This window comes from Alteromonas halophila (genome assembly GCF_014651815.1).
Classification (GTDB): Bacteria; Pseudomonadota; Gammaproteobacteria; order Enterobacterales; family Alteromonadaceae; genus Alteromonas; species Alteromonas halophila.
This window is the reverse complement of the sequence record NZ_BMXP01000006.1, coordinates 164,252-188,185: the sequence shown is the minus strand read 5'-3', so window position 1 is coordinate 188,185 and position 23,934 is coordinate 164,252. Positions and strand designations below refer to the sequence as shown.

Annotated in this window: 28 protein-coding genes; 12 read left to right on the top strand and 16 right to left on the bottom strand. The window is 49.5% G+C overall.

The annotated features are described in order from the left end of the window. Nucleotides 1-77: 77 nt before the first annotated feature. From IE054_RS12800 to IE054_RS12790, 3 genes are all read right to left on the bottom strand, one after another. The gene (locus IE054_RS12800) at nucleotides 78-1,133 is read right to left on the bottom strand and encodes a carbohydrate porin (RefSeq protein WP_189406961.1); all 1,056 of its coding nucleotides are present in this window, start codon (nucleotides 1,131-1,133) and stop codon (nucleotides 78-80) included. A gap of 173 nt (nucleotides 1,134-1,306) precedes the next feature. Next, nucleotides 1,307-1,588 carry a hypothetical protein gene (locus tag IE054_RS12795; RefSeq protein WP_189406959.1) on the bottom strand — a complete coding sequence of 94 codons (282 nt, stop codon included), beginning with the start codon at nucleotides 1,586-1,588 and terminating at the stop codon, nucleotides 1,307-1,309. A 9-nt stretch (nucleotides 1,589-1,597) separates the two neighbouring features. Then, nucleotides 1,598-1,774: a DUF1328 domain-containing protein gene (locus IE054_RS12790; RefSeq protein ID WP_189406957.1), complete on the bottom strand. Its 177-nt coding sequence runs from the start codon at nucleotides 1,772-1,774 to the stop codon at nucleotides 1,598-1,600. Between the two features lie 266 nt (nucleotides 1,775-2,040). Here IE054_RS12790 and yfbR point away from each other — a divergent pair, with 266 nt between their 5' ends. Next, nucleotides 2,041-2,688 (top strand): 5'-deoxynucleotidase, encoded by a 648-nt coding sequence (gene yfbR, locus IE054_RS12785; protein ID WP_189406954.1) that lies wholly within the window; start codon nucleotides 2,041-2,043, stop codon nucleotides 2,686-2,688. 29 nt (nucleotides 2,689-2,717) lie between these two features. Here yfbR and IE054_RS12780 read toward each other — a convergent pair whose 3' ends face one another. From IE054_RS12780 to IE054_RS12740, 9 genes are all read right to left on the bottom strand, one after another. After that, complete coding sequence (locus tag IE054_RS12780) at nucleotides 2,718-3,152, bottom strand: ferritin family protein (protein WP_189406952.1); 435 nt, start codon at nucleotides 3,150-3,152, stop codon at nucleotides 2,718-2,720. A gap of 287 nt (nucleotides 3,153-3,439) precedes the next feature. After that, nucleotides 3,440-3,991: a CC0125/CC1285 family lipoprotein gene (locus IE054_RS12775; RefSeq protein ID WP_189406950.1), complete on the bottom strand. Its 552-nt coding sequence runs from the start codon at nucleotides 3,989-3,991 to the stop codon at nucleotides 3,440-3,442. Between the two features lie 119 nt (nucleotides 3,992-4,110). Further along, entirely contained in the window at nucleotides 4,111-6,102 is a 1,992-nt protein-coding gene (locus IE054_RS12770) for a response regulator (RefSeq protein ID WP_189406948.1), read from the bottom strand. Between the two features lie 13 nt (nucleotides 6,103-6,115). Further along, the gene (locus IE054_RS12765) at nucleotides 6,116-6,568 is read right to left on the bottom strand and encodes a response regulator (RefSeq protein ID WP_189406946.1); all 453 of its coding nucleotides are present in this window, start codon (nucleotides 6,566-6,568) and stop codon (nucleotides 6,116-6,118) included. Then, nucleotides 6,558-8,063, bottom strand: coding sequence for a sensor histidine kinase (locus tag IE054_RS12760; RefSeq protein ID WP_189406944.1), 1,506 nt, complete (start codon nucleotides 8,061-8,063; stop codon nucleotides 6,558-6,560). Before IE054_RS12760 ends, IE054_RS12765 begins: the two co-directional genes overlap by 11 nt. 5 nt (nucleotides 8,064-8,068) lie before the next feature. Continuing rightward, nucleotides 8,069-8,293, bottom strand: a complete 225-nt coding sequence (locus IE054_RS12755) for a hypothetical protein (RefSeq protein ID WP_189406942.1) — start codon at nucleotides 8,291-8,293, stop codon at nucleotides 8,069-8,071. 13 nt (nucleotides 8,294-8,306) lie between these two features. After that, nucleotides 8,307-9,644, bottom strand: a complete 1,338-nt coding sequence (locus IE054_RS12750) for a sigma-54-dependent transcriptional regulator (protein WP_189406940.1) — start codon at nucleotides 9,642-9,644, stop codon at nucleotides 8,307-8,309. 127 nt (nucleotides 9,645-9,771) lie between these two features. Next, entirely contained in the window at nucleotides 9,772-10,722 is a 951-nt protein-coding gene (locus IE054_RS12745; protein ID WP_189406937.1) for a LysR family transcriptional regulator, read from the bottom strand. Nucleotides 10,723-10,879: 157 nt separating this feature from the next. After that, complete coding sequence (locus IE054_RS12740) at nucleotides 10,880-11,236, bottom strand: rhodanese-like domain-containing protein (protein ID WP_189406935.1); 357 nt, start codon at nucleotides 11,234-11,236, stop codon at nucleotides 10,880-10,882. Between the two features lie 151 nt (nucleotides 11,237-11,387). Here IE054_RS12740 and IE054_RS12735 point away from each other — a divergent pair, with 151 nt between their 5' ends. Then, complete coding sequence (locus IE054_RS12735) at nucleotides 11,388-11,696, top strand: ArsR/SmtB family transcription factor (RefSeq protein WP_189407034.1); 309 nt, start codon at nucleotides 11,388-11,390, stop codon at nucleotides 11,694-11,696. Between the two features lie 13 nt (nucleotides 11,697-11,709). On the opposite strand, the gene IE054_RS12730 is transcribed toward IE054_RS12735, so the two are convergent. From IE054_RS12730 to IE054_RS12720, 3 genes are all read right to left on the bottom strand, one after another. Beyond that, entirely contained in the window at nucleotides 11,710-13,026 is a 1,317-nt protein-coding gene (locus tag IE054_RS12730; RefSeq protein WP_189406933.1) for a class II fumarate hydratase, read from the bottom strand. A 3-nt stretch (nucleotides 13,027-13,029) separates the two neighbouring features. Further along, nucleotides 13,030-13,764 carry a PRC-barrel domain-containing protein gene (locus tag IE054_RS12725; protein ID WP_189406931.1) on the bottom strand — a complete coding sequence of 245 codons (735 nt, stop codon included), beginning with the start codon at nucleotides 13,762-13,764 and terminating at the stop codon, nucleotides 13,030-13,032. A gap of 331 nt (nucleotides 13,765-14,095) precedes the next feature. Continuing rightward, nucleotides 14,096-14,452: a MaoP family protein gene (locus tag IE054_RS12720; RefSeq protein WP_189406928.1), complete on the bottom strand. Its 357-nt coding sequence runs from the start codon at nucleotides 14,450-14,452 to the stop codon at nucleotides 14,096-14,098. 316 nt (nucleotides 14,453-14,768) lie between these two features. On the opposite strand from IE054_RS12720, the gene IE054_RS12715 reads away from it, so the two are divergent. The 6 genes from IE054_RS12715 (at nucleotide 14,769) to IE054_RS12690 (ending at nucleotide 19,765) form a co-directional block, all read left to right on the top strand. After that, the gene (locus tag IE054_RS12715) at nucleotides 14,769-14,930 is read left to right on the top strand and encodes a hypothetical protein (protein WP_189406926.1); all 162 of its coding nucleotides are present in this window, start codon (nucleotides 14,769-14,771) and stop codon (nucleotides 14,928-14,930) included. Nucleotides 14,931-15,154: 224 nt separating this feature from the next. Next, nucleotides 15,155-15,994: a LysR family transcriptional regulator gene (locus tag IE054_RS12710; protein ID WP_189406924.1), complete on the top strand. Its 840-nt coding sequence runs from the start codon at nucleotides 15,155-15,157 to the stop codon at nucleotides 15,992-15,994. A gap of 84 nt (nucleotides 15,995-16,078) precedes the next feature. Continuing rightward, the gene (locus IE054_RS12705) at nucleotides 16,079-17,509 is read left to right on the top strand and encodes a M16 family metallopeptidase (RefSeq protein ID WP_189406921.1); all 1,431 of its coding nucleotides are present in this window, start codon (nucleotides 16,079-16,081) and stop codon (nucleotides 17,507-17,509) included. Beyond that, a complete protein-coding gene (locus IE054_RS12700; protein ID WP_189406919.1) occupies nucleotides 17,506-18,936 on the top strand; it encodes a M16 family metallopeptidase in 1,431 nt (476 codons plus the stop codon). Before IE054_RS12705 ends, IE054_RS12700 begins: the two co-directional genes overlap by 4 nt. Beyond that, nucleotides 18,936-19,292, top strand: coding sequence for a DUF2750 domain-containing protein (locus IE054_RS12695; protein WP_189406917.1), 357 nt, complete (start codon nucleotides 18,936-18,938; stop codon nucleotides 19,290-19,292). The genes IE054_RS12700 and IE054_RS12695 overlap by 1 nt, the downstream gene beginning before the upstream one ends. Nucleotides 19,293-19,528: 236 nt before the next feature. Then, nucleotides 19,529-19,765: a DUF2789 domain-containing protein gene (locus tag IE054_RS12690; protein WP_189406916.1), complete on the top strand. Its 237-nt coding sequence runs from the start codon at nucleotides 19,529-19,531 to the stop codon at nucleotides 19,763-19,765. 17 nt (nucleotides 19,766-19,782) lie between these two features. Here the strand turns inward: IE054_RS12690 and IE054_RS12685 are convergent, their stop codons facing one another. Beyond that, nucleotides 19,783-20,439 (bottom strand): YceH family protein, encoded by a 657-nt coding sequence (locus IE054_RS12685; RefSeq protein WP_189406914.1) that lies wholly within the window; start codon nucleotides 20,437-20,439, stop codon nucleotides 19,783-19,785. A gap of 328 nt (nucleotides 20,440-20,767) precedes the next feature. Between IE054_RS12685 and IE054_RS12680 the strand changes: the two genes are divergently transcribed. The 4 genes from IE054_RS12680 (at nucleotide 20,768) to IE054_RS12665 (ending at nucleotide 23,862) form a co-directional block, all read left to right on the top strand. Next, nucleotides 20,768-22,078 (top strand): ribonuclease J, encoded by a 1,311-nt coding sequence (locus IE054_RS12680; protein WP_189406912.1) that lies wholly within the window; start codon nucleotides 20,768-20,770, stop codon nucleotides 22,076-22,078. 98 nt (nucleotides 22,079-22,176) lie between these two features. Continuing rightward, on the top strand, nucleotides 22,177-22,380 hold the full coding sequence (locus IE054_RS12675) for a hypothetical protein (protein ID WP_189406910.1): 204 nt from the start codon (nucleotides 22,177-22,179) through the stop codon (nucleotides 22,378-22,380). After that, on the top strand, nucleotides 22,380-22,883 hold the full coding sequence (locus IE054_RS12670) for a hypothetical protein (protein WP_189406908.1): 504 nt from the start codon (nucleotides 22,380-22,382) through the stop codon (nucleotides 22,881-22,883). The genes IE054_RS12675 and IE054_RS12670 overlap by 1 nt, the downstream gene beginning before the upstream one ends. 475 nt (nucleotides 22,884-23,358) lie before the next feature. Beyond that, on the top strand, nucleotides 23,359-23,862 hold the full coding sequence (locus IE054_RS12665) for a hypothetical protein (protein WP_189406906.1): 504 nt from the start codon (nucleotides 23,359-23,361) through the stop codon (nucleotides 23,860-23,862). The last annotated feature ends 72 nt before the right edge of the window (nucleotides 23,863-23,934 follow it).

The window sequence follows — 23,934 nt, the reverse complement described above, 5'->3', positions numbered from 1 at the left end:
ACGGCGCGACAGCTCGACGCAATATGAGCATGTGTTCGATGGGCAGTGTGGGGACTGGCCGCACCTGGCGGAAGGCGCTAAATCTGTATATCGAGCCTTAGCGTTGCCACCAGTGTCCGGTCGTGTCCGGGAGCAAAGGCAGGTGAGAAAATTAACTGAACATCCGGCTTAATCGCTACCTGCTCACTTAGCTGGTACTGGTAAAACAGCTCAATCGTGGTTTCCGAGTCTGCGACAGATGCCTGGCCGGGGTAATAGTCTGCAGCGACCTCTACATGCGTAATAGCAAGTCCGGCACTGTGATTGGGATTGTGCATCAGCGACGTGGTGCTGATACCCGCACCCAGGTGAAGCCTGACAGGATTAAATTGGTGCTCTGCCCAGCCCACCTGTGCAAACCAGCGAGGTGCAGACAATATTGAGCCTGATACCGGCAATGCGCCCTCTGCAACCAGGTAGGTACCAAATGTTTGGGTATCACTCAGACCGGTTGCTTCCTGTTGTACATCGCCATCAAACTGCCAGGCTCCGAGCGTGATGGCAGCCAGTGATGTATCCCAGGTAAGCTCACCAATACTGAATACCTGCTCGAAACGATTGTCTTCATCGCTGAACAGCCCCAGTGATACTGACACCTCGCCCATGGCAGCATGCGCGCTTGCACCTATCGTTGGGGAAGGGTAAGTAGGCAAAAATGTGATGGTCGGGCTAAACCCCATGGAGGAATGAATAAAGTCGCTGGCGTACTCGGGCACCGCAAATTCGCTGTTGGCGTCGAACTGGCCGAGCTTGATGCGGGCTGCACCATCATGAAAGCTGCCTTCAAGCCAGGCGTCATAAATGCCAGTGAAAGCGCCGGCATCAATATTAGAGTAAACCTGAATATCCTGCGTTATCTCGGCGCCATTATCTCCCTGCAACGTGTGCACTGATCCATAGGCCTGCCAGTTATCGCTCAGCGAATAGCGCAGTGCTACACCGGCGTAGCTTCGTAAACTTGCTTCAGGTGTTTTTTCAGTGGTGAATGGCTTACTGCCATCCGTGGTGACAAATGCTGAATAGGAAGGTGGCTTGTCTGTCGCCTGTACCGCGAAGGGCAGTAACAGCGCTGTGACGGCCAATTGTTTCTGCAAAACCGGTATCCCTTAAAGTCAGTTACGTATTAAGGGCTTATACCTGCTACAGACTTATTTCGATCGGTTAAGTGTGCGGCTCACGGGACAGGTAATCTGAATTTATTTACCTGCAGATACGAAAATGCCGGCGGGCAAATGTGCACCGCCGGCATTATCATCTAAAGAGGGTGTTAGCAGTCGTCGTCTTCGGCGTCTACACCTTCTTTAACGTCTTCACACGCATCTTCCATGGCGTTGCCCGCGTCGTCGACGGCCTCATCCATTTCGTCACCTGCGTCATCCATGGCATCGCTCATTTCATCGCCGGCGTCATCCATTGCATCACCAGACTCTTCTACCATTTGATCTACTTCTTCACCGGCCTCTTCGACGTCACCGTCAGTACATGCGCCCAGAAAGACAACTGAACTTCCGGCCAGTAGCAGTGCTGCTAATAGTGATTTGCTTATCATACTTACTCCTTATGCTCTTGGTGATTTGCCGCGTAATGCGTTTGCAATCAGTGAAATAACCAGCAACGCTACGAAGACAAAGAACAGGAACTGCGCAATACCTGTTGCTGCACCGGCGATGCCGCCAAAGCCAAATACAGCTGCAATAATCGCGATTATAAAAAACGTAATTGCCCAACCCAACATAACAAGATCCTCTTGTTGCTTGTAAAATTAATCACAAGAATATATGCGACATCTGTGCCAAAGTCTCAAGTTTATGAAAAACATGACAAAAGTGTAATTCAGGATACAGGCGGGAGTGATCGGAGTAGTAAAAAAGCGCCGATTTTACAATGCGAATGAAGGAATTACATGCTTGTAATAAACACGCCCTGAAGAACAGTCAGATGATGCAGGGCAAGCAGAGACAATGGTACACTTTATGACACTACTCCATAAAAAATTTACCTATGTCTAACACCCATTCTGCGTTCATCGGGCTGATGCAACGCGCACGTAACGTTAAGCGCTGGCCCCTGATGGCTCAGTTTCAGGAAGAAATGCTTTCAACGCACATTTACGAGGCATCGATGGTGGCCCACATGCTGGGTGCCATTGCGGCTGATGTGTTTGGCGAAGAGGTTAATCCTGACCGGGTTGCTGCCATGGCTGTCTTTCACGAGGGGAGTGAAATTGCCGGAATGAGTGATATTCCCAGTCCGGTAAAGTACCACGATCCGGAAACGACTGCCGCAATCAAAAAACTCGAACGCCGGTTCGAAGGTATGCTTATTCAAACGCTGCCGGAAACATTGCGTAAACGCTATCAGCCGCTGATTGAACAGAATAAGGATGATATTCACGTGCGACTGGCCAAGGCAGCCGACGTACTCTGCGCCTACCTGAAGTGTGATTATGAGCTGTCTAAATCGAACTCAGAATTCGCCAATGCAATGCAGGAGATGGAGGTACAGTTAGAGACCTACCGGGGGCGCTTTAAAGCGGTAGATTACTTTTGTCAGGTATTTCTGGAAGATGCGAAAGGGACACTTGATGAGCAGACCCGTGCTTTGGACTGGGTAGAGCATGCCAATGATATTCACCTGAAAGACGGGTGATAATCAAGCAAGGCTTGTTCGCATCTTCCCTAGGTTACAGCGTTTTTCAGCGAAGCCATCTCATCTTTACATTGCTGCATGCGGGTCCGCATGCGGCGAAGCTCAGACGCGAATGATGAGTGCTCAATGTCATTGAGGATTGACTCAATGAGTGCCATGACTTTCGTCTCTGCCTCTTCCAGGCCGGAAATAAAGTCTTTGTCAGACATCTCAGCCGCTTTTTTAGCTACTGACGAGTAGAGTTTTTCAAATTCAGCATACCAGTCATCATCGTCATCGTTGTCACTGACAATAAATGGCTTCATCATGGCAATGGCTTTTTGTTTTTCATCGACCATGCGTCTGAACATCGCGCGAACATTGTCGCCGGAAATGTTATCAATACCCTGCTGATAGAAATCTACGCCACCGTCAAGCACTCTTGCAATTTTGCTGGCATTGCGGGTGTGCGTGCTGTTAAGCATGAAATGCTCCTGATTGTGTACTTTCCTGCGTGAAAAACGCCTGCTGTAAAGCACAGGCGTGAAAAAACATCGATTACTATTCGCTACTTTTATAGTGCGTGCACAAAACGCAGTTAATATTCTTGTAATAATGCACAGTGCGTTCCATTGGAACGGCTTGGTTAAGGTAAAAAAACCTTTATATAACATATGCTAAGCTAGCATAGGTACTAGCAGGTAGGCTGTAAAGTAAGAACCGGGTAATAATTACCCGGTGAGTGAAGAAAAATTACATTCAGCGCAGAATTTTAATTTGCATCGGGACGATCAGCCAGAATGTCTCTTACCAGTAGCGCATTGGAACCGGTACTTTGCTCACTGTTTCCCATTCGCACCAGAATGGAGTAGTACACATTTTTCATAGGGGTCGTTTCGACCTGAACATCGTTCGCCGCGGCCTGATTTATTTGTCCCGGCTCGGTGCAGCCAGACATGGTGCATTGCTGCTCAGGGGGAAACACCTGTCCGTCCTGGCCCTTGACCACTTTTCGACCCAGCGCAGGTTTGGTTTCTACGTCCGTTTTAACAACGGCGAGGTATTGATATCCCTGTTCCTCAGCCAGCTCTGCGGCACGCAGAACACTGTACTGTTGCACCATGTCAGCCGGCGTGGCTTCGGTCGCTTTAAACATGATGCGGTATTCACTCTCGCTTAGTTGAACGCTGGAATAGCCGTAACCCTGTTTGCCGGTGGCAGACTGATAAGGGGTAGGAGAGGCCGACGGCACACTGGAGCAGCCGGCGAACAGCGTGACCAGGGACATGCTCAGTAATAGTGGCAGCAAGTTACGTATTCTCATGGCAATTCCTTTGGGTACAAATAATAAGTGTAGTGTGTGAAATACACTGACGCCTGTACATTGTGAATGCAAAGGTGCTGGTGTTTTTCACCCTCCTGTAACGTGTACTGAAGTAATTTCTAAATGGATTCAAATAGTTCCATGAGATCGGCTTTCGCCACGGGTTTCAGCAGAGCGCCTTTAATCCCAAGCGATTCCATTTTTTCTTTTTCCGGCTGATAGCCACTGACAATGAACACCTGAGCAGAGGACTGTAACCGGCGGGTGTCTTCGGCGAGGTCATACCCGTGATAATCGGGCAGCGTCAGGTCCATCAATATGACATCAAAAACAACTTCCCGCATGGTAGAAATTGCCTGATTACCGGTTTGCGCAATAATCACGTCATGTCCCTGATTAGCGAGCAGTAACTGAATTAGCTCCGCTGCATCCTCGTCGTCTTCAATTAGCAACACCTTACGTGACACTGTCTTGGATATTGTTTCTTCGGGGGCCCGTTGCTTTTCAAACTCCCTGGATGGCGCAGGTCCTTCCGTACGGATCAGGTAACGGTCGAGAATCTGGGTTAGTGCGACTCTGTCAATCGGCTTACCCAGCACTTCATCAAAGCCGGAATCGAGTAGTGACTGTTTAAGGCCTTTTCGGTTTGCCGCCGTTAAGGCGACGACCGACACATTGCTTTTGTGACGGCGGATGGCTTTCAGCGAGTCAATGCCATTCATGACCGGCATGTGGATGTCCATAAGCACCAGGTGGAAAGGGTGACCCTCTTCTTCTGCCTGAAGCACTGCCTCCAGTGCTTTCACGCCATTTTCAGCAAAGGCAACGCTGGCATGACACTGGCTGACCAGGTGCCCAGTCAGGCGGCGTAACTCTCTTAAATCATCGACAATCAGCACCCGGCCTGAGACATGCAGGTTAAGCTCTTCATTGTCGCGGCGGGTTGGCAGCGTAAGACTCAGACGCCGACGTGGGATCCCTTCAAGCGTTCCGGGATCAATGGTAAAGGAAAAAATACTGCCTTTGCCAAATGATGACTCCACATTGATTTCGCCGCCCATCATATGCACCAGCTCGCGGGAGATAGCCAGACCAAGCCCGGCGCCGCCATGGTTAGCGCGCATCACATCTTCAATTTGTTCAAACGGCTGAAAAATAGTTTCCAGTTTATTAGGAGGCATGCCAATGCCCGAGTCTGCTACCCTGAATAACAGGCGCTCGCGGCTCGATGCCATAGACGGTGAAAGCAACTCCACCGACACGTTGATATGGCCCTTATCGGTAAATTTAATGGCATTACTGATAAGGTTAATTAGCACCTGTCGCAATCGGGTCGGGTCAGCATTGATTTGTTCAGGAACCGGGTTTTCCGAATCCAGTATCAACTGCAACCCTTTGTCTTTCGCGGCCAGATTCATGAGTGAATAGACATCGGTCATGAGCCCGTCCAGCTCAATGTCTTTTCGTGTCAGCTCCAGACGCTCGGCCATCAGGCGTGACATATCCAGCAAGTCATTGAGCAGGCTTAGCAGATGTTTACCATTGGTATGAATTATATTCAGTTCCTGCTCGACATCCGGGTAGCGATTCTCATCAAGCAGCAGCTCGGTATACCCCAGAATAGAGGTGAGTGGGGTGCGCAGTTCATGACCTAGGTGAGCGAGGAACTTGTCTTTCGCCTTATTTTTCTGCTCTATTTTATGCCGTTCGACACGCTCATTTTCAATTTCGCGCCGGACCATGGCATAGCGAATGGTACGCATGAAGCGAGGGGTTTCGAGCTCAGATTTTTGCAGGTAGTCAGCGGCGCCTGCACGCATCACCATTTCGTCTACCGCAACGTCATTCTGACCTGTCAGAATGACTACTGGCAACGTGATCTGATTCGATTTAAGTACTTCCAGTACATCGATGGCATTTTCTGAACCAAGGATATAGTCCAGTAAGCACAGGTCGAAATTTTTGCGCTGGAGTATATCCAGCGCATCAGAACTGTTCGTAACCCAGGTCAGGTGAAATGACGGTGATTCACACCGGTCCAGATAATCGGAAGTGAGGAAGTAATCATCCTCATCGTCTTCTATCAGCAGGACACGTATTACATCTTCCACAACCAGCTACCGTTTAATCATGTGGCAGTTCGACGAATTCTATCCAGTAACGCCCCAGCGTACGCATTAGCTCTACCAGACCGTCAAAATCAACCGGTTTGGTGATATAGGAAGCGCAGCCTAAATCGTAGCCGCGCAGCATGTCTTCTTCCGCTTTTGATGTGGTTAAAATTACGACCGGGATACTGCGCAGCACGGGATCAGCTTTCAACTCCTGCAGCGCTTCACGGCCGTCTTTTCGTGGCATATTCAAATCGAGCAGAATAAGACTGGGGCGGGGGGCGTCTTCCGGGTTGCTGTACTTGCCTTCGCGTCGCAAAAATTCCAGCAGTTCAATCCCATCTTCCACACAATAAAGGTTGTTCAGTACGCGGCTTTCTTTTAACGCGTCAAGGGTGAGCAAACGATCATCTTCATCGTCGTCTGCCATTAATATGGTGATAGGACTTGGTTGCTTAGTTGCCATTTGTTGTTATTCCTTCCTGGCCTTGATTACTAAAAAGTTCGCCGTTACTCGGCATGATAATAGTAAAGGTTGCGCCTTCACCAGGGGTACTGCGTGCCTGAATCTGACCATTATGTCGCTCTACTATCCTGCGACATACTGCAAGTCCAATGCCAGTCCCCTGATACTCGCTGCGCCCGTGTAGCCGCTGGAAAGGAGCAAAAACTTTGTCGGCAAATGACTGATCAAAACCAATACCATTATCTGAGATCGTTAGCTTAACCCATTGATAGTCATCCGACAGTAAAAATCCTTCGATTTCTTCACTACTTGGCTCACTGGCGTTAACCACAATGTGGGGTGCGGTGTCAGCTTGCCTGAATTTAAGCGCATTTGATAGTAGGTTTAGGAACAGTTGGTCCATTTGTGACTTATCGGCATTCACTACCGGCAGTTTACTGATATCCAGCGTGGCTCCGGATTCTTCTATAGCGACTTCAAGATCATCAACCACGCTGTCAACCACTTCGCTGAGAGCCACGCGCTCGAAGTCTTTGCCGCGGGTTGATACCCGGGAAAATGCCAGCAAATCGGTGATAAGCATCGACATTCTGGCTGACGCGTTCAGCATACGCTGCAGAAAGTCCTGCCCACGCTCATCCAGTGCTTCCTGATAACCAGAGCGCAGGCGATCGCCAAACGCACGAATTTTTCGCAGGGGTTCCTGCAGATCATGTGAGGCAACAAAGGCAAAGTCTTCAAGCTCTCTGTTACTGCGCACCAGCTCTTCGGAATAGAGCTGCAACTCCTGCGTGCGCTCGGCAATTTTTTTCTCCAGTTCAATATTCAGCCGTGACAGCTTCTGCTGATTTTCGTAACTGCTTCGTTCATTGGTTTTTAGCAGCACGAAAATCACGATAATCAGAAAGATGGCCGAACCTGAGGAAACCAGCAGAGTTTTTATGGAATTGTCGCGCAGCGCCATCAGTGCGGCCAGGTGGCGGCCCTGAATTTCGCGCTCTGCGTTTTTCACATCGTCAAAGACAGCTTCAAACTCACTGTATAACGCAATGGTATCAGCGATGGTATTAGCCTCCGCTGGCGTACCCTCGAGTTGTGTTTCTACCGATTCGATTAAGTGATTAAGGTGCGCGCGGGCGATAAGCAGCATTTCGTTGATAAGCACAGACTGCTGCTCTGTATCGGAGTTTTGTGCCGCAATCTCTACCTCATCGATCGTTTCATTAATCTGGTTGAGCGTATCAGTGTAGCCTTCCAGCAACGCTTTCTCACCGGTTAACATATAGCCGCGCTGGGCAGATTCCACACGCAGGATTGACGCGTGCAGGTCATTGGCAGCATTGATTATTCGGTTGGTGGTAAAGAGTTTGGCTTCAAGGGTGGACTGGGTATTCAGTGTGTTGACAACATAAAATGAGTTAGCTGTGATAACGATGATGACAATGGTCACCATCGCAATCCAGCTGTAAACAGAGGACAGGAGCCTGCTTAGCATGTAATTTATTCCGAAGGGGATTCTGACAACGCAGACATTAGCCCGGTAAGGGCGTCACTGCAATCTTTTGTACTCGTAATGATTTTGTCCAGCGCATCAATGGCTTTGTCAGTTGGGACATCACCATTGAGGGCCATTTTTACCAGCTCAGCCTGCATCGAAATGCGGTTCAGTGGTTTTCTGGCATCGTGAATATGTTTCGCCAGCTCGCTTAATTCAGATTCAGTCATTCACATACTTCCGCTAGTCGTCTTTACTGATTTCGCCATAGGCGTGCAGACGGTTGTACAGCGTTTTGGTACTGATCCCCAGCATTTCTGCAGCCATCGTTTTGTTGCCGTTCACTTTTTCCAGGGTGGCGAAAATAAGTTCTTTTTCTACATCCTCGATGGTTCTTCCTGCCTGCAGGGCAGGCGTCGTGCTTTGCTTCTTGGCAAACGGTGACTCGATGGACTTCGGCAATTCAATGTTAGATTTTTCGGGGTCGCTCATAATGGCCGCACGGTGCACAAAATGCCGCAGTTCGCGCACATTACCGGGCCAGTCATAAGCCTGCAATGTTTCTAACTGTGTATCCTGCCACATGAACCCGGTACCGTTCTCTGCGTTCAGCTCGTTAATAAAGTGTGTGGCAAGCAACGGGATGTCTTCTTTGCGTTCACGCAGAGTAGGGATGGTGATAGGGAAAACAGCAAGCCGGAAGTAAATGTCTTCGCGTAAAACTTTGCTCTGCGCGATTTCTTCCATATTACGGTTCGTTGCAGACACGACCCGGCAATTCACCGGGATGGTTTTACTGCCGCCGACGCGAATGACCACTTTATTTTCAAGTACCCGCAGCAAATTTGGCTGCATGTCGATGGGCATCTCTGTGATCTCATCCAAAAACAGAGTGCCGCCTTCAGCCTGCTCAAATACCCCGTCCTTGCGACCAACCGCGCCGGTGAACGCGCCTTTTTCATGACCAAAAAGCTCGCTGCCGATCAGTTCTTTTGAAAACGCACCGCAGTTAGTTGCGATGTACGGGCCTTCTACATCCGATGCCTGGTGAATTGCCGCAGCGACCACCTCTTTACCAACCCCACTTTCGCCTAACAGCATGACGTTGGCACTGGTTTTACTGACACGCTCAATCAGTTTATACAGCTCCTGCATAGGCGCTGACTCACCAATCAGATGCTCGAAATGCCGGGTGATGGCAGGCGGTTCTTCTTCACTGGCTTTGCCGTCTTTTTTGCCCGACAGCACAGCTTCGATTTCCTCGCGCTGAATGGGCTTGACAAGGTAGTCGATATTGGGACCGCAAAGATCTTTAATGATCCCTCTGACCGAAGGATGACCGGTGATCAAAGTGACGCGAGGTCGTTTGGCTAACAATTCCAGTTCGTCGAACAGGTGTGCGCCACTGCCATCCGGCAGCATAAAGTCCAGCAGGATATGATCGAAAGTTTCTTTTTTGAGCCAGTCTCTGGCTTCCGCAAGGTTTGCGGCCGTCAGGACCTCATGCCCAAGAAATTCAATAATTGTGCATGCAACGTCCGTAAACTCGGGGTCGTCGTCAACAAGTAATACTGTTAACACTCATCGTCCTTTAAAATTTTGTAATCTTTCAGCTCTAAGTGTACCCCAGGTTACAGCAACTGGATCAATTGATTCATACTGCCCGGCCAAAATTTGGCCAAAGGCTGTCTGGCAGCAGACGGTAGCGCTATGTCTTGGTTAGTGATGAATCAATAGATTCTGCGGTAGGCAGTGCCATCGTGCGGTAACGCAGCTCGCCAATAAATGTACGGGCGGCGGGGCCCAGACAATCCCCGTCCTCGAAATTCAGGTAGAGCATGGCGTTCCTGCAGCCGCCACTTTCCATAGGTAAAGGCTTTAACTGGCCAGCATTTATATAGGGCTCAATCATGGCCAGTGGCAGCCAGGCGAAGCCCAGCCCTTTACAGATGATATCGATGGACGTGCGAATGTGACTGACGGTCCAGCGTTGCTCCGCGCCCAGCCAGCCATAGTCAGTTTTGCGTTCTGTTGATGAGTCTCTGACAACGATTTGGCGGTGAGCTTTAAGATCATCAGTGTGCAGGGGCCTGCCTAACTGATGCAGTGGATGCTCTGGGTGGGCAGCCGCAATAAAGCCAATCTGACAAAGATCTTCGCTAAACCCATTACCCGCATCCTCTTGCTGGCCCCCTTCAGAAATGGGAAGGGCAGAGATAGCCAGATCGACATTTCCGGCTTTAAGCAGTGAGTTGGCGCCACTCAGTACAGCTTCTTCAACTTCAATGCGCAACAGGGGAAAGTCTTCTGATACTTTATCTAAAACGGCATACAGCACTTCAGAGGGAAAGATAATATCAACGGCTACGCGCAATACGGTTTCAGCGCCGGATTGCATGCTGTGCGCCACCGCCTCAGTTTTCTGTGCTTCATTTAACAGAAAGTTGGCGCGGCGCAGCATTAGCTCTCCGGGGCCGGTAAGTTTGATGCGTCTGCCTTCACTTTCAAACAGCGGAACACCTAACGCATTTTCAAGTTTTTGCACGGCATGGTGAACGCTGGACTGGCTTTTATGCACCTGCTCAGCAGCCTGATTAAATCCGCCCGCATCTGCAACTGCCTTGAACATGCGCCACTGCTCTAAGGTTGCTTTTAGCATCAAGGTGTCCGTTTTGTAGAATGATAGCGCCAGTATAGCGGATTCAGTGTTCGATAAAATAGTATAGTAGTAGCGGCTGGCCAAATACTGACATTCGGTTAGGAATCACGCTGACCCTGCCGTCTGTCACGCTATGACCAGAGCTCCCGGGACTTTATTACCCTTGCTGGTTAAGTGCGTCTTTGACCGCCGGTAACGCGCAGGATATTGCCGAGACATTCTGATAACCCATCGCGATAAGCTGTTCAGCGGCCAGTTGTGCCCGCGCACCGGATGCGCAGTGAATGTACAGCGGCTGTTCGGCCTGTTTGAATTTTTCAAGAGCCTGCATCTCCAGGACGCCCCGCGGGATGTGAATAGAGCCATCGATGGGGTCATTTTCCCGTTCTGCCGCTTCACGAACATCGATGATGTCCCCGCCGTTTTGCTGGCACTCCGTGTTCGCTTCTTCTGCTGTTACAGTGCGAATCGGGTAAGGTATGCGCTCCAGGCGCTGTGAAATTGTAAGTAGCATAGGGTCTCCTGAGTTAGACTGCAGACTGTGCAATTAATTATGTAATAGCGCTGTAGTACAGCTGTAAGTTGTGGAACAATACAGCGCCCGGTACAAACCATTCAGGGTAGCTGCCTGGCACATCTTCTCTACAAGTGAGCGAAACATAACCATGGTCAACATTGAGCAGGATACGATGCTGGCACACGCCAGTGACGCCGAACAATATTTAAAGTTACTGGCAAATAAAACCCGGTTAATGGTACTTTGCTCATTGCTGGAAGAGGAGCTGTCAGTCACGACCATGCTGACGTTTATTCCTGTTACACAACCGGTTTTATCTCAGCATCTGGCCATATTGCGTGATGCTTCACTGGTTGCAACCCGCCGCGAAGGGCAAACCATTTATTACCGGCTTGCCGATGACCGTATCAGGGAAACCATTGGGTTGCTGTACCGTTTTTTCTGCTCAGATCGTTAAGTCACAGGCGCGCTCAGACCAGCTTCGCCGGGTCAAGCAACCCCTTTAACTCTTTCTCATCCAAATCTGTCATTTCCCGGGCAATATCAATAATATCGCGCTTTTCTTCATAGGCGCGCTGGGCAATTTTAGTGCCTGCCTCGTAACCAATTTTCTGATTAAGCGCCGTCACCAGAATCGGGTTTTTAGCCAGCACTTCTTCAAGTTTGTCATGATTAACCTGCATGTCGCTCAACGCTTTTTCCGACAGGTGGTCACAGCTGTTTGACAGCAACGACACACTACTTAATACATTCTGAGCAATGACAGGAAGCATGACATTCAGCTGAAAATTACCCGATTGACCGGCGACTGTGACAGTGGTGTGGTTGCCCATAACCTGTGCGCAGGCCATGGCCACAGCCTCAGGGATAACCGGATTAACCTTACCCGGCATAATACTGCTGCCCGCCTGCAGTTTAGTCAGGGCTATTTCACCAAGTCCGGCAAGCGGACCGCTGTTCATCCAGCGTAAATCGTTGCTAATTTTCATCAGTGCAACGGCAACAACGGACAACTGCCCAGAGTACTCCACCGCAGTATCCTGGGCGGAAATCGACGCAAAGTGATTATCTGTCACCAGAAAGGTCTGTCCCAGCTGTTGTGACAAGGCGTTCGCCACCCGGGCGCCAAACTCCGGATGGGTGTTGATGCCCGTTCCTACTGCTGTGCCGCCGATGGCCAGACGGCACAGGCGCTTTTGTGTATCTTCCAGTCGCTGCTGGCAGTGCAGAATCTGTGAGCGCCAGCCCGACATTTCCTGCGACAGTTTTACCGGCATTGCATCCATAAGATGCGTTCGCCCGGTTTTAATGACCGCGTCGAACGCCTCCATTTTTTCTTTCAACACATCCGCCAGACGCGTCAGGGCAGGTTGTAACGTACCGGATGAGGCAAGCTGCGCGCTCACATGCAGTGCAGTCGGAATAACATCATTGGAGCTCTGGCCCATATTGACATCGTCATTGGGATGAATGTCCAGTCCGCTTGCTTTGCTGGCAAGCGTAGCAATGACCTCATTGGCATTCATATTGGTGCTGGTGCCGGAGCCCGTCTGGAACACATCGACCGGAAACTGATCGGCATACTCTCCCTGGCCAATATCTGTTGCAACCTGCCAAATCGCTTCCGACTTGTCTTTATCGAGCAGTCCCAGTTCGTGATTAACTGTGGCACACGCGGCTTTGATGTAAGCCAGCGCCTGTATAAACTGCGGTGGTAATGGCGTGTTACTGATACTGAAATTATCGACTGCCAGTGCTGTCTGTTTCTGATAATACGTTTGTGTCATATATCAGGCCTTTTCGATAAGTGATTGTAGATATCCCTCTTCGGCGAGGCGGCCGGCATCAAATTCAGGCTGGTTTTGCAGCGTATTCTGATCCATCGCAACATCGACCTTGTGACTGGACCAGTCGATGACACGCAATGCCGTTGGCGTGACAACCACCTTTTTGCCGCCGGGTAACCAGTTGCGGGTATCAATCACAACCAACCGCAACGCCCAGTCGGTGGTATCAAAAACGAAATCGCAAACGTGGCCGAGGTCGCCATCGCTGGTCTGCACATCATAGCCGTTGATCTCGCCGCAGGCGCGCAGGTGATTTTCGGGCTTTGGCGTATCGGATTCCGGCTCCTGTTCACCGGCACCGCCGTCGGCCAGCTCACCCGGGTGTGCAAAATCACCCCAGGCACCTGGCCCGATCCAGTAATACCCGTAGCCAAAATACTGAAACAGCGTTTCTTCGTACTCGCGGGAAACCGGCTTATGCTCGTCAATGGAAGGACTTTGCTGCAACGTCTCAGCGGTCATGGATACATGCACACTTTCGCCATCAAGGTCCAGCTCGGTCACCGAAATAGGTGATATAACCACTTTGCGACTTAACGGTAACCAGGTATTGGTATCGGCCACCAGATAGCGGACAACAAAATCCTGATCATCAAAGAGTAAATCCCGACAGCCACCGATATCGCCATCGGTGGCATGGATAGAAAAGTGTTTTAACTGTTTAAACGATACCAGCATGGCGGCTCTCCTGTTCCCTGAACTGTCAAGGGATATGGGCAAAGTACCCACATCGTAAGCGGTGAAAGTCACGTGATAAGGCGCAAAAGGGGCGGCGGCTACACGGAAAAACATTTGCGATGACAACAAAGACATCGGTGTAAGCCGGTATTACGCTTCGGCCATGTGTAAAGAATGACTCTCACACTTCTGTAAGTGTAGTTGCCATTAGTGGTTTATTCATAAATAGCAACATATATCAATCAGTTCGGTAATAAGGCGGGCTTGGATCAGTTACAAAACGGGCTGGCAGTTTGCCGGCCCGTCAGGATGCGGAGGCGGGCGTGTTCGCTCAGGCGACGTCAAACTCTTCGTCACTTAAGTCTTCGTCATACTCTGACTGGTTACTGGCAGAGCTATGCAGCGTGTAAAAATGCTTCTTTCCACGCGCCAGACGGACGTACTTTTGCCACGCTTTTTCAAGACTGTTACCAGCCTCAGTCTGCCCATGAATAAAGTCGACAAAGTGTATCTCGTCGTCATTTTCAGGTGTTAACTGACCCGACTCGAGCGCTAACAGGGTATGCCCGAACTGAGACAGTAAGTCGGCTTCAACAATGCTGAAATCACCGGACTTACGAAAACCGTAAGGAAATTTAACACGATCACTAAATACTTTTTGCGGTACCCGGATTGATAGTGTAGCCATGAGCGTTCTCATCTGTGGTGGTTAATTCACGGAGACTTTTAAGCCAAATAAAGAGAAAGTTAAAACAAATCTTTTTTTTCTTATCCATAAAAAATTTTGAACACTTTGAGATCGCGCACAGCACCGTAATTAGTCTTGTAAATCAGTCGCTAAGTTGAGCGATTCTGGCCCTGCTTCAGGGTCACCTGCCGGGTAATAACCTGCATTAGTTTATATGACAGATAAAAAAATTTTTATCGTGACCAGCATAAATATTCATTTTCATTTTTTTTATGGGGACTGATAATTGACTGGTGGCAATCACTTCGAGACTGAAATGAGTAAAGACTATCGTTACCAGCGTGAATGGGACTCGGTAGACGATGACGATAGCCGTGCTAGGAAAAGCACTTCTAAGCGTCGTCATGCAGTAAAGGCACAACAAAAACGCGACCATCAGCGTCGCGAAAAGCAGCGCCGTATTTACCAGGAAGATTAAGACGACGTGAAAACGTGCATCGTCAGCCAGCGAAACCTGAGTGCACACTTATAAGGCAGGGGGCGCAGGCAATGGTCTAGGTTCCCCGCGCTCAAATCACTAGTGGTGAACGTTTGTGAGCTATGAAGCGCGTGGTTTCTGCCGCTCCCGGCGTGTTTTTAATTTACTTGCCTGCCAAACTGTGACAGCTTAACGTCACTGACGTTATCTATTGTCACAAGCAAATGGACATTCGTTTTTTAACTACCTTTATTGAAGTCGTTAATACCCGACATTTCGGCAAAGCGGCTGAGAACCTCTATCTTACGCAGTCCGCGGTAAGTGCCCGCATTAAGTTGCTCGAAGAATACTTTCACACTACGTTATTCGTTCGTCAGCGTAATAGCATTCAGCTCACGCAATCCGGCGAAAAGCTGTTACCTTTCGCAAAGCAGTTGTGTTCTACCCTGCAACTGGCTCGCCAGGAACTGCTTGACACCTCATCAGAGCAGGTCATGGTTGGCGCGACACAGGTCGCCAGTGAATTGTTGCTTTCTGATTCACTGACCCATCTTCATCAGCACTTTCCGGACTGGTCAGTCAAAGCCGAAGTCCTGACGCTGGAGGCGTTATCACGTCAACTGCATGAGCGTGTTATTGATCTGGCCTTTTCCAGTGAGCCGCTTAAATCAGAAGAAGTAGACAGCCATGTTGTGCTTTCTTCCCCCCTTGCGCTGTATGCGGTTGACCGCAATGGGGAGGCTACCAGCGACGAATTCATTGCAATTGACTGGGGCGCCCGGGCCAGAGATGTGTTGCTAACAAACCAGCCTCAGTTAAAGGAAGCCAAACTCAGAACGAATTCGTTGCATCTGGCGCTGGCGACGCTGCGTAAAGAAGGCGGCTTTGTCGTGCTGCCGGAAGCGTGTAAGGCGCATTCTGACGGGAGCGACGATCTCAGGCATATTTGTACACTGGAAGACGCAGTGATCAACGTTTATTTGCATACCATGAAGTCAGTAAGGCGAGAAAGTCTGAAAAGCATTATCGACAGCTTTATTGCTCAGCAGGCTACGCCCCGTTAACCAACTTAAACTATATAATATGATGTACGTACAGTGCGTACCTTAATAAAGTAAAAAAGTAAAAAGTAAAAAGGAAATTAGCGAATGAAGGTAGTTTACGGATTGGTGAGTGCACTGGTGCTGCTGACAGGGTGTCAGTCAGCCAACGATGCCAGCACCACAAAGGATGAAACACAGAAAGAGGCGCCGGCGGCGATGAGTCTGAATGTGCCGGTACATTACGAAACTCTCGATAACGGACTAAAGGTGGTGTTGTCGCCGGATGACACAGCGCCAATCGTTGCAGTGGGCGTATATTATAATATCGGCTTTCGTATCGAGCCAAAAGACCGTACCGGTTTTGCGCACCTGTTTGAACATATGATGTTTCAGGGCTCTCAGAATCTGCCAAAAGGGGAGTTTGATAAACTGGTAAACGGTAATGGCGGCATCAATAACGGTTCCACGCGATTTGATTTCACCAATTACTTCGAAATTCTGCCTTCTCATGTACTGGAAACGTTTGTATGGGTAGAAGCCGATCGTATGCGCGGGTTGAATATCACACAGGCTGAGCTAACCAATCAGCAGGGCGTGGTAAAAAATGAAGTAAAAGTTAATGTACTCAATCAGCCCTATGGCGGCTTCCCGTGGCTGGATTTGCCACAACACGCGTTTGACAACTGGTATAACTCGCACAATTTTTACGGCGAACTGGATGATCTTGATGCCGCGACACTGGACGATGTAGACGCATTTTTCGATCGCTACTACACACCGAATAATGCCGTGTTTGTTGTGGTAGGCGACCTGGATGTTGCACAGACCATGGACTGGGTTCGCAAGTACTTTGGTGATATTCCGCGTGGCGATGTGCCAGCGTTGCCGGATATTAGTGAACAACCTCAGACAGCGCAGCGAAAAGCATCCAGAGTCGACCCACTGGCGCCAAAGCCAGCGTATTCGGTTGCCTACCGAATGCCCCCGAAAAATAGCGACGCCTATTATGCCATGGGCCTGATTGATCAGATCCTGTTGCAAGGTGATGACAGTCTGCTTCATCAGGCGCTGGTGGAGGAGCAGGGCATTACCAGTAACGTGTCAGGTGGCATCAACCTGCTTGGGAATATGTTTAACTACAATGGACCAATGTTGTGGTCGGCGAGCTTAATTCATGAGGAATCCGTCGATGAAAAAGCCATTACACGGGTGATAGATGACGCGGTATCGGTATTACAGAATAAGCCCGTATCGCCAGCGACGCTTGCACGAGCGAAAACCAAATTGCGTTCTTCATTGTACGACACAATTGATGGTTTTTATGGCGTCGGCAAACTGGATTTATTAGCGACATTTGCGCTGTTTGATGACGCGCCGTCGCGAATAAATGACATTGAGGCTGCCTTTGAACGAATAACACCGGCAATGATCCAGCAAACGGCAAACACCTACCTGGTCCCTGAAAAGCGGACTCTGTTTACTGTTCTGACTGATTCACAACGTTCAACGGAAAACACGCAGGGAGAAGCACAATGAGAGGGTCATTTAACACGCGAGTAAAAGGCGGTTTGTTTGCAGCACTGCTGTTTACGTTAAGCGCACCTGGTGTGGCTACAGCGGCTTCGTTTCCGTCTACGCCGCCAAAGCCTGCTCAGGCAAAGAACTTTACCTTGCCGGATACGCAGACATTTCAACTGGACAACGGTCTGTCAGTGACATTTATTCCGTACGGAAGTACACCTAAAACGACACTGGTATTGCAATTTGCCACAGGTAACGCCGATGACGGCGAGACGCCACATATTTCAGATTTAACCTTTGAGTTACTCAGTCAGGGAACAAAAGCCGCCTCGGCGGGAGAACTGGCACGGCGTGCCTCGTCAATGGGCGGGCAAATTGAAACGTCTGTCAGTATGAATTCAAGTTACCTGTCAATGGATGTCCTGTCTGAATTTGCGCAGCCGGCGGCACAGTTAATGGCGGAGCTGGTGACGACGTCGACATTTCCGAAAGCATCGCTTGAGCGGGCGGTTGCGAATCACTGGCGGGAAATTCAGGTTTCTCAGTCACGCCCACAAGGCCAGTCTATGCAGGCTTTTTATACGCACATGTACCCGGATCACCCGTATGGGGTGGTGTACCCCACACAGTCTGCGCTGCAAAAAATCACGCAGGAAGACATCATAAAATTCGCCCGCAGTCAGTTAGTGGCCGGAAACGCGCACCTGTACGTGGCCGGACGCTTTGATGCCAACGCACTGAAGTCAAAAATTGAGGATGATTTTAGTGTCATGATTGCCGGTGATACCGATAAAAACACGCTGCCGATGCCTGCTGTGCCGGTCCCCGCGCTACTGAAGGTAGAGCGGCCCGGAGCGGTGCAGACGACAGTAAGACTTGGGCAACGCACGATACCAATGTCAGATGAAGACTACATTCCGCTACAGGTGACTAACACCTTGCTGGGCGGCATGTTTTCCAGCCGCATAACGCAGAATATTCGGGAAGACAAAGGTTATACCTACTCACCAAGAAGCTCGCTGTACAGCTATAAGGGCGTATCTGTGTGGTTTGAAGCTGCGGATATTGACGCGCCGAGTACTGGGGAAGCGTTAAATGAAATTATTTCTGAAATCAGGGGAGTGCAACAGACGCCACCGCCTGCATGGGAGCTGGATGGCGTTAAAAATTATATGTCAGGCCTGTTTGTATTGCGTAACTCGTCTCGTACAGGGCTGATTTCTCAGTTAATCAGCCTTGATGTTAATGGACTCCCGCGTAGTCGCCTGACTAACTATATCTCGATGGTGAATGACGTTGATGCAGCGTCGGTGTCAAAAGTCGCGTCAGACTATCTCGATCTCAGTACAATGTCGCTGGTAGTGGTGGGCGATCCGGCCTTGCTTGAAGAAGAGCTCAAACAGGTGAACGCCTTACCAGTGGTAACCAAAGAGGATGAATAATGGTTGATGAACAATGGCTCAGCGGGACTGCACAGTCCCGCGTTGATAAATCCCTTGCCCGCATTCGCGAACAACAGTCGGTGTGGATCCTCACCGACGAACATGGCTGTGTAATGCTGACAACAGAAGACGAAGAAGGCGTACCGGTCTGGCCTCAGGGCGATCTGGCAGCATTGTGGGCAACCGACGAATGGGCGCATTGTGAGCCGCTTGCGATTAGCCTGAAAGACTGGCTGGAAAAATGGACAGGCGGCATGTTGCAGGATGATCTGATGGTTATGGTTTGTCCTTTGCCAGGTGAAGACGGCGAAGTGCTGGACCCAGAAGATTTTGCACAGCAGCTCACCAAGGCATAGGCCGGCAGCGTCGTTTCTTAGTGCACAGGCGCGTACGCACTCAGTGGGGCTGAGCATCTTCTGCCAGCCCCTGCGTCAGACTCGCGATGCATGTCTGAGGACTGAAAATCCGCGTTAGCACTGTGCACGAACGGGTGGTTGATGATCTTAGTCGTCGGGCACCGCGTTAAACCTAAACATCTATTCGCAAATTCCCTATAGCCTGTTGCTTAGGGCCCGTCGCAGGAGAAACAACGATGTTTACCGAACAACCTACCATGCAGGACCTCTTTGGTCAGTTGGGACTGGACAACTCTGACGCTGCAATTGATGCCTTTATTGAGGAGCATCGGGGCATGAACCCTTCGCGGCATATTGAGCAGGCGCCATTTTGGAACGAGTCGCAAAAGACGTTTCTGCAAAGTGCCCTGGATGATGATGCGGAGTGGGCCGAGGTGATTGATCAGCTTAACGCACAGCTGCATCACGACTGATGCAGACAGCCCGGTGATTAGGACTGCCTGGCTTCGAGTGCTTCAATTCGCTTTTCCAATGCCATAACAGTGGCTTTGAGAGCGTCAAGCTCGGTTTGCGCATCTGCTTGTGCCGGAGGAGGGGCCGGTCGCTCTTCTTCTGGTTCTGTTAAGGAAGCGTGTGAGCCTGTTGAAAAACAATGGGTATAGCGCGTTTCCCGTTTGCCTGCTTCGCGCGGCAGTGGCGCGATGAGCGGATAGGGCTCCCAGCTCAGCAAATCCTGCATGGTTTTTTCTACGTCTGCCACGCTATCGAAGTCTGCGAGTCTCTGGCAGCGCCCACGTAATTCCCCCTGCGTCTGCGGACCACGTAACAGCAGCTCTGTGACGACTGCGAACTGGCGTTCACTGAATTTTAGATCACTGAACTCTGTGTTACAAAAACGGTGAGAGATCTTATCTACCCGGCTTCCGAAACCTGAAGACAAGGTGATTAACCGCTTCTTTTCCAGGGTTGCGATGAGGTTACGTACGGTTTCTTCACTGAATGCAGTGACCGGATTACGGTTACTTTTTTGATTACACCCGGTGGTCAGTGCATTCACCGTGAGAGGATATTGTTCTGGTGTGGTTACTGACTTTTCCATTAGTACACCAATGAGCCGGCATTCCTGATCTGAAAGCGAGTGTGTCATAAACCCTTCCTCTGGCTGGGGGATTAAACCGGGACCACTTAAGGGAAGATGCGAATACGTCTATCATCACTCATCGAGTCCTGAAGCACGCATTCGCTGCGTTAGCTCTTCCCTAATGATCTGCATCAATATTTTTTTTAAATTGCTGTGGGCAACGTCATGTTTTCAGGGTTAAATATACTATAAACATTCATCATGTTTGTGAGAAGGTCAGCGCATGCTGTTTGTTAGTTTAATTTTGCACTGAAAGGAGTTGCGTATTACCTCACTCATTCCCGGCCCACAGGATCTCTGGTTTCTTCCGTTAGGGGGGACTGGTGAGATTGGTATGAATATGAATTTATACGGGCATGATGGTTGCTGGCTGATGGTAGATTGCGGCGTTTCATTTGATGAGCCTTTGACTCCCGCCTACCGGCAGCCTGCTGAAACATCATCAGCGCACCGCTATTCTGTTGTTGCCGCGAGTCCGGATTTTATTGCCCAGCAAAAAGAGCATTTGTGCGGCATGATCATCACCCATGCCCACGAGGATCACATAGGCGCCGTGCCTTACCTGTGGCAACGGCTACGCTGCCCGGTATATACCACCCCGTTTACTGCAGAAGTGCTGCGGCGGAAACTGGTACAAAAAGGCCTGATAAACAAGGTGCCTGTGATTGAAATTAGCCCCGGTGATAGCTGTCAGATTGGCGCATTCAGCGTGACCTGGCTGGCAATCACGCATTCTATTCCAGAGCCTAACGCGCTGTTGGTTAAAACACCTGTCGGCAACGTGCTGCATACCGCAGACTGGAAAATTGATGCGAGTCCGGTAACCGGAAAGCCTTTCGATGCGCAGCTATACCGCTCTCTGGGCGAAGCCAATATCCTGGCGCTGGTGGGCGATTCGACGAATGCAACGCGTCCGGGGTTTTCAGTCTCTGAGCGAAATTGTTTTGACGGGCTACTCTCAACCATCCGGTCTAAACAGGGCAGGGTAGTGGTTACCTGCTTTGGCAGCAATATTGCCCGCTTGATAAGTCTTGCGCGAATAGCCCAAAAAACAGGACGGTATATGGCACTGTATGGGCGCTCATTACAGAATATGGTAAGCATCGCGCGTCAGCAAGGTTACTGGCCAAACGAACTGACACTGGTAGAGCCCTCGCATATTGGCTACCTGCCTGCCGGGGAAGTACTGGCAGTAGTAACCGGAAGCCAGGGCGAATCGCGCGCCGCTCTCGCCAGAATAGCCCATGATACTCACCCACAGCTTACCCTTGATAAGGGGGACTGTGTCATCTTTTCGTCAATCATAATACCAGGGAATGAAGCAGACGTGGAAAAACTGGTAAAGGCGCTCTCGGCACGCAATATCGAGGTAATTCAGAGTGAGGACTCAGCCTTGCCACTGCATGCCAGTGGCCATCCGTGCGCCGAAGAATTAAAGCTGATGTATCAATGGGTGAAACCTGAAATCGCAATTCCTGTTCATGGTGAGCCCGAGCATTTGCAGGCCCATGCGCTTATTGCCAGAGAGACCGGCGTGGTAAAACATTACGTGGGGCTGAACGGCGACCTTTATCGGCTGGCGCCGCAGCCTAGTATAAAGCGAAATACAGTAATCACCGGCAGAGTGCCGGTCAATGAAATGTAATTTTATTCCTTTTTTACTTCAGCACCTGACAGATGTGCCGATAGGGAAATTAACCTGTTCTAAAGGACAGTTTTTTAACCCGAATAAAAGGAATCATCATGAAAAAAGGTATCAAACTTGCCCTCTTCAGTGCTATAACTGTACTATCTGGCTCAACCGTTGCTTCGGAAGCAGAGAAAGTGTCGTCAACATCGTTTATTGACGAAGTTTGTGCATTTGCTCCTCTTGTTTGTATGGTGAGTACGCATGAAAACGGTGGTGGCTTTGAACCAGAGAAGCCTAAGTCGAAAAAAGAGGATTAATGGCAGAAGTACTTAACTCCATTCCTATGCCAACGCTGCTTTATACTGCAGCGTTGGCTATTTATTTGTTCTGTGTAAAGAAATTCACATCGTTTTCTTTTGTTTTTGTCGCAATATTCGCACTTAATGCAGTTCACCTCGGGGTTGAGTACCTTTTTGTAAGTTTGTTTAACACACCTCAGCTTGCTAGTTTCACATACTATGCATGGTATCTAACGTTTGGGCTGACTGATTTTATCTTCGTCGGTATGATTCTGTTCTGGAGTAAACAAACTAATATTCAGTTGGAAATTGTCAGTAAGGCATTGATTGGGATATACTTTTCTTTGGGGGTGCTACAGATCGTAAGACTTGTAGAGCGTCTTACCATTGACTCTGAATTGATGGCAATTATTTACCGCGAAGGGATCCCCTTTGCCAATATTGTAATAGCAATACTGCTGTTCGGATATGTGTTTAAAACAGTCATTGAAAGTGTGGTTTCAAACTTCCGGGCACTTTAAGTCTGCGGCGGCAGGCTATGAGAATGGTGTTGACTTAAGTTCCGACTTTATCATGCTGTTTGCGCTGAGGGCCATCGTCTCTCTGTTGCCCGACCTTTCCGTTCAGAAGCATTTACCTTCGCACATAATCTGTTCCGGTATGTTATTTTCGCTCTCACAAATATGTTCGCAGTAGCGGTCATGTGCCTGGCAGACAAGCGCCTGAATCTGACACGGTAAGGATGAATATGCTCCACCCCAGTGCTTTTTCAGTCATTCAGGCAGTTCGGTATATCGACAGCATTGCAATATAAAGCGATATGATGGCTGACGTATATTCGCTGTCTTTGCGGGGACTCAATGTAGCTCTGGTGTTTATCTGTTTGTCAGCAACAGTGGCGTGGTGCATCAATCAGGTCGCCGCAATGGCCCTGTTTCCTGCTATAAGGCCTGCACCGGGCAGCGAAAAGCCAAAGCGCTAGGAGGCAATTGGATTATGATATTTGAATTTATACCTGTCTCAGCATTTACCCTGATGGTTGTTCTGGTCGTCTACTCCCTGTTTGCTCAGAAAGTGACCGTGTTCAGCGTAGTGCTTTTTGTCCAGTTTTTTATGGAAATGCTCCATCAGGGGATTGAACTATATGTTGGAGAGATAGACGGCACGCTACCTGCTCACCTTATAAATTTTTTCTGGTATATGAGCTTTGCCGTTACCGATATCCTTATCATATTTGTCTTATTCAGATTAATCAGGTTGTTTAAACTACGTGCAGACTGGCTGGTTAAGGCTGTGGCGGGGTCGTACGCAATGTACGCACTTATCCAGCTAAGCCGCTACATAGACAGAATGTTATTGGAAACTAACATACTTGGCGCTTTCTACCGTGCTGCCATCATTAATCTGAACAATATTGTCGTGCTGATGCTGGTTTGTTATTTAATTCTGGAACTGGTCGGTTTTGTCCGGAAAAAACACTCGGACACGCAAATTTACTGATATGTTAGGCATAGATGAGGTTGGTAAAATGGATCCGGACCACTGATAAGGTATAGTGGCGTGCTTTAGGAG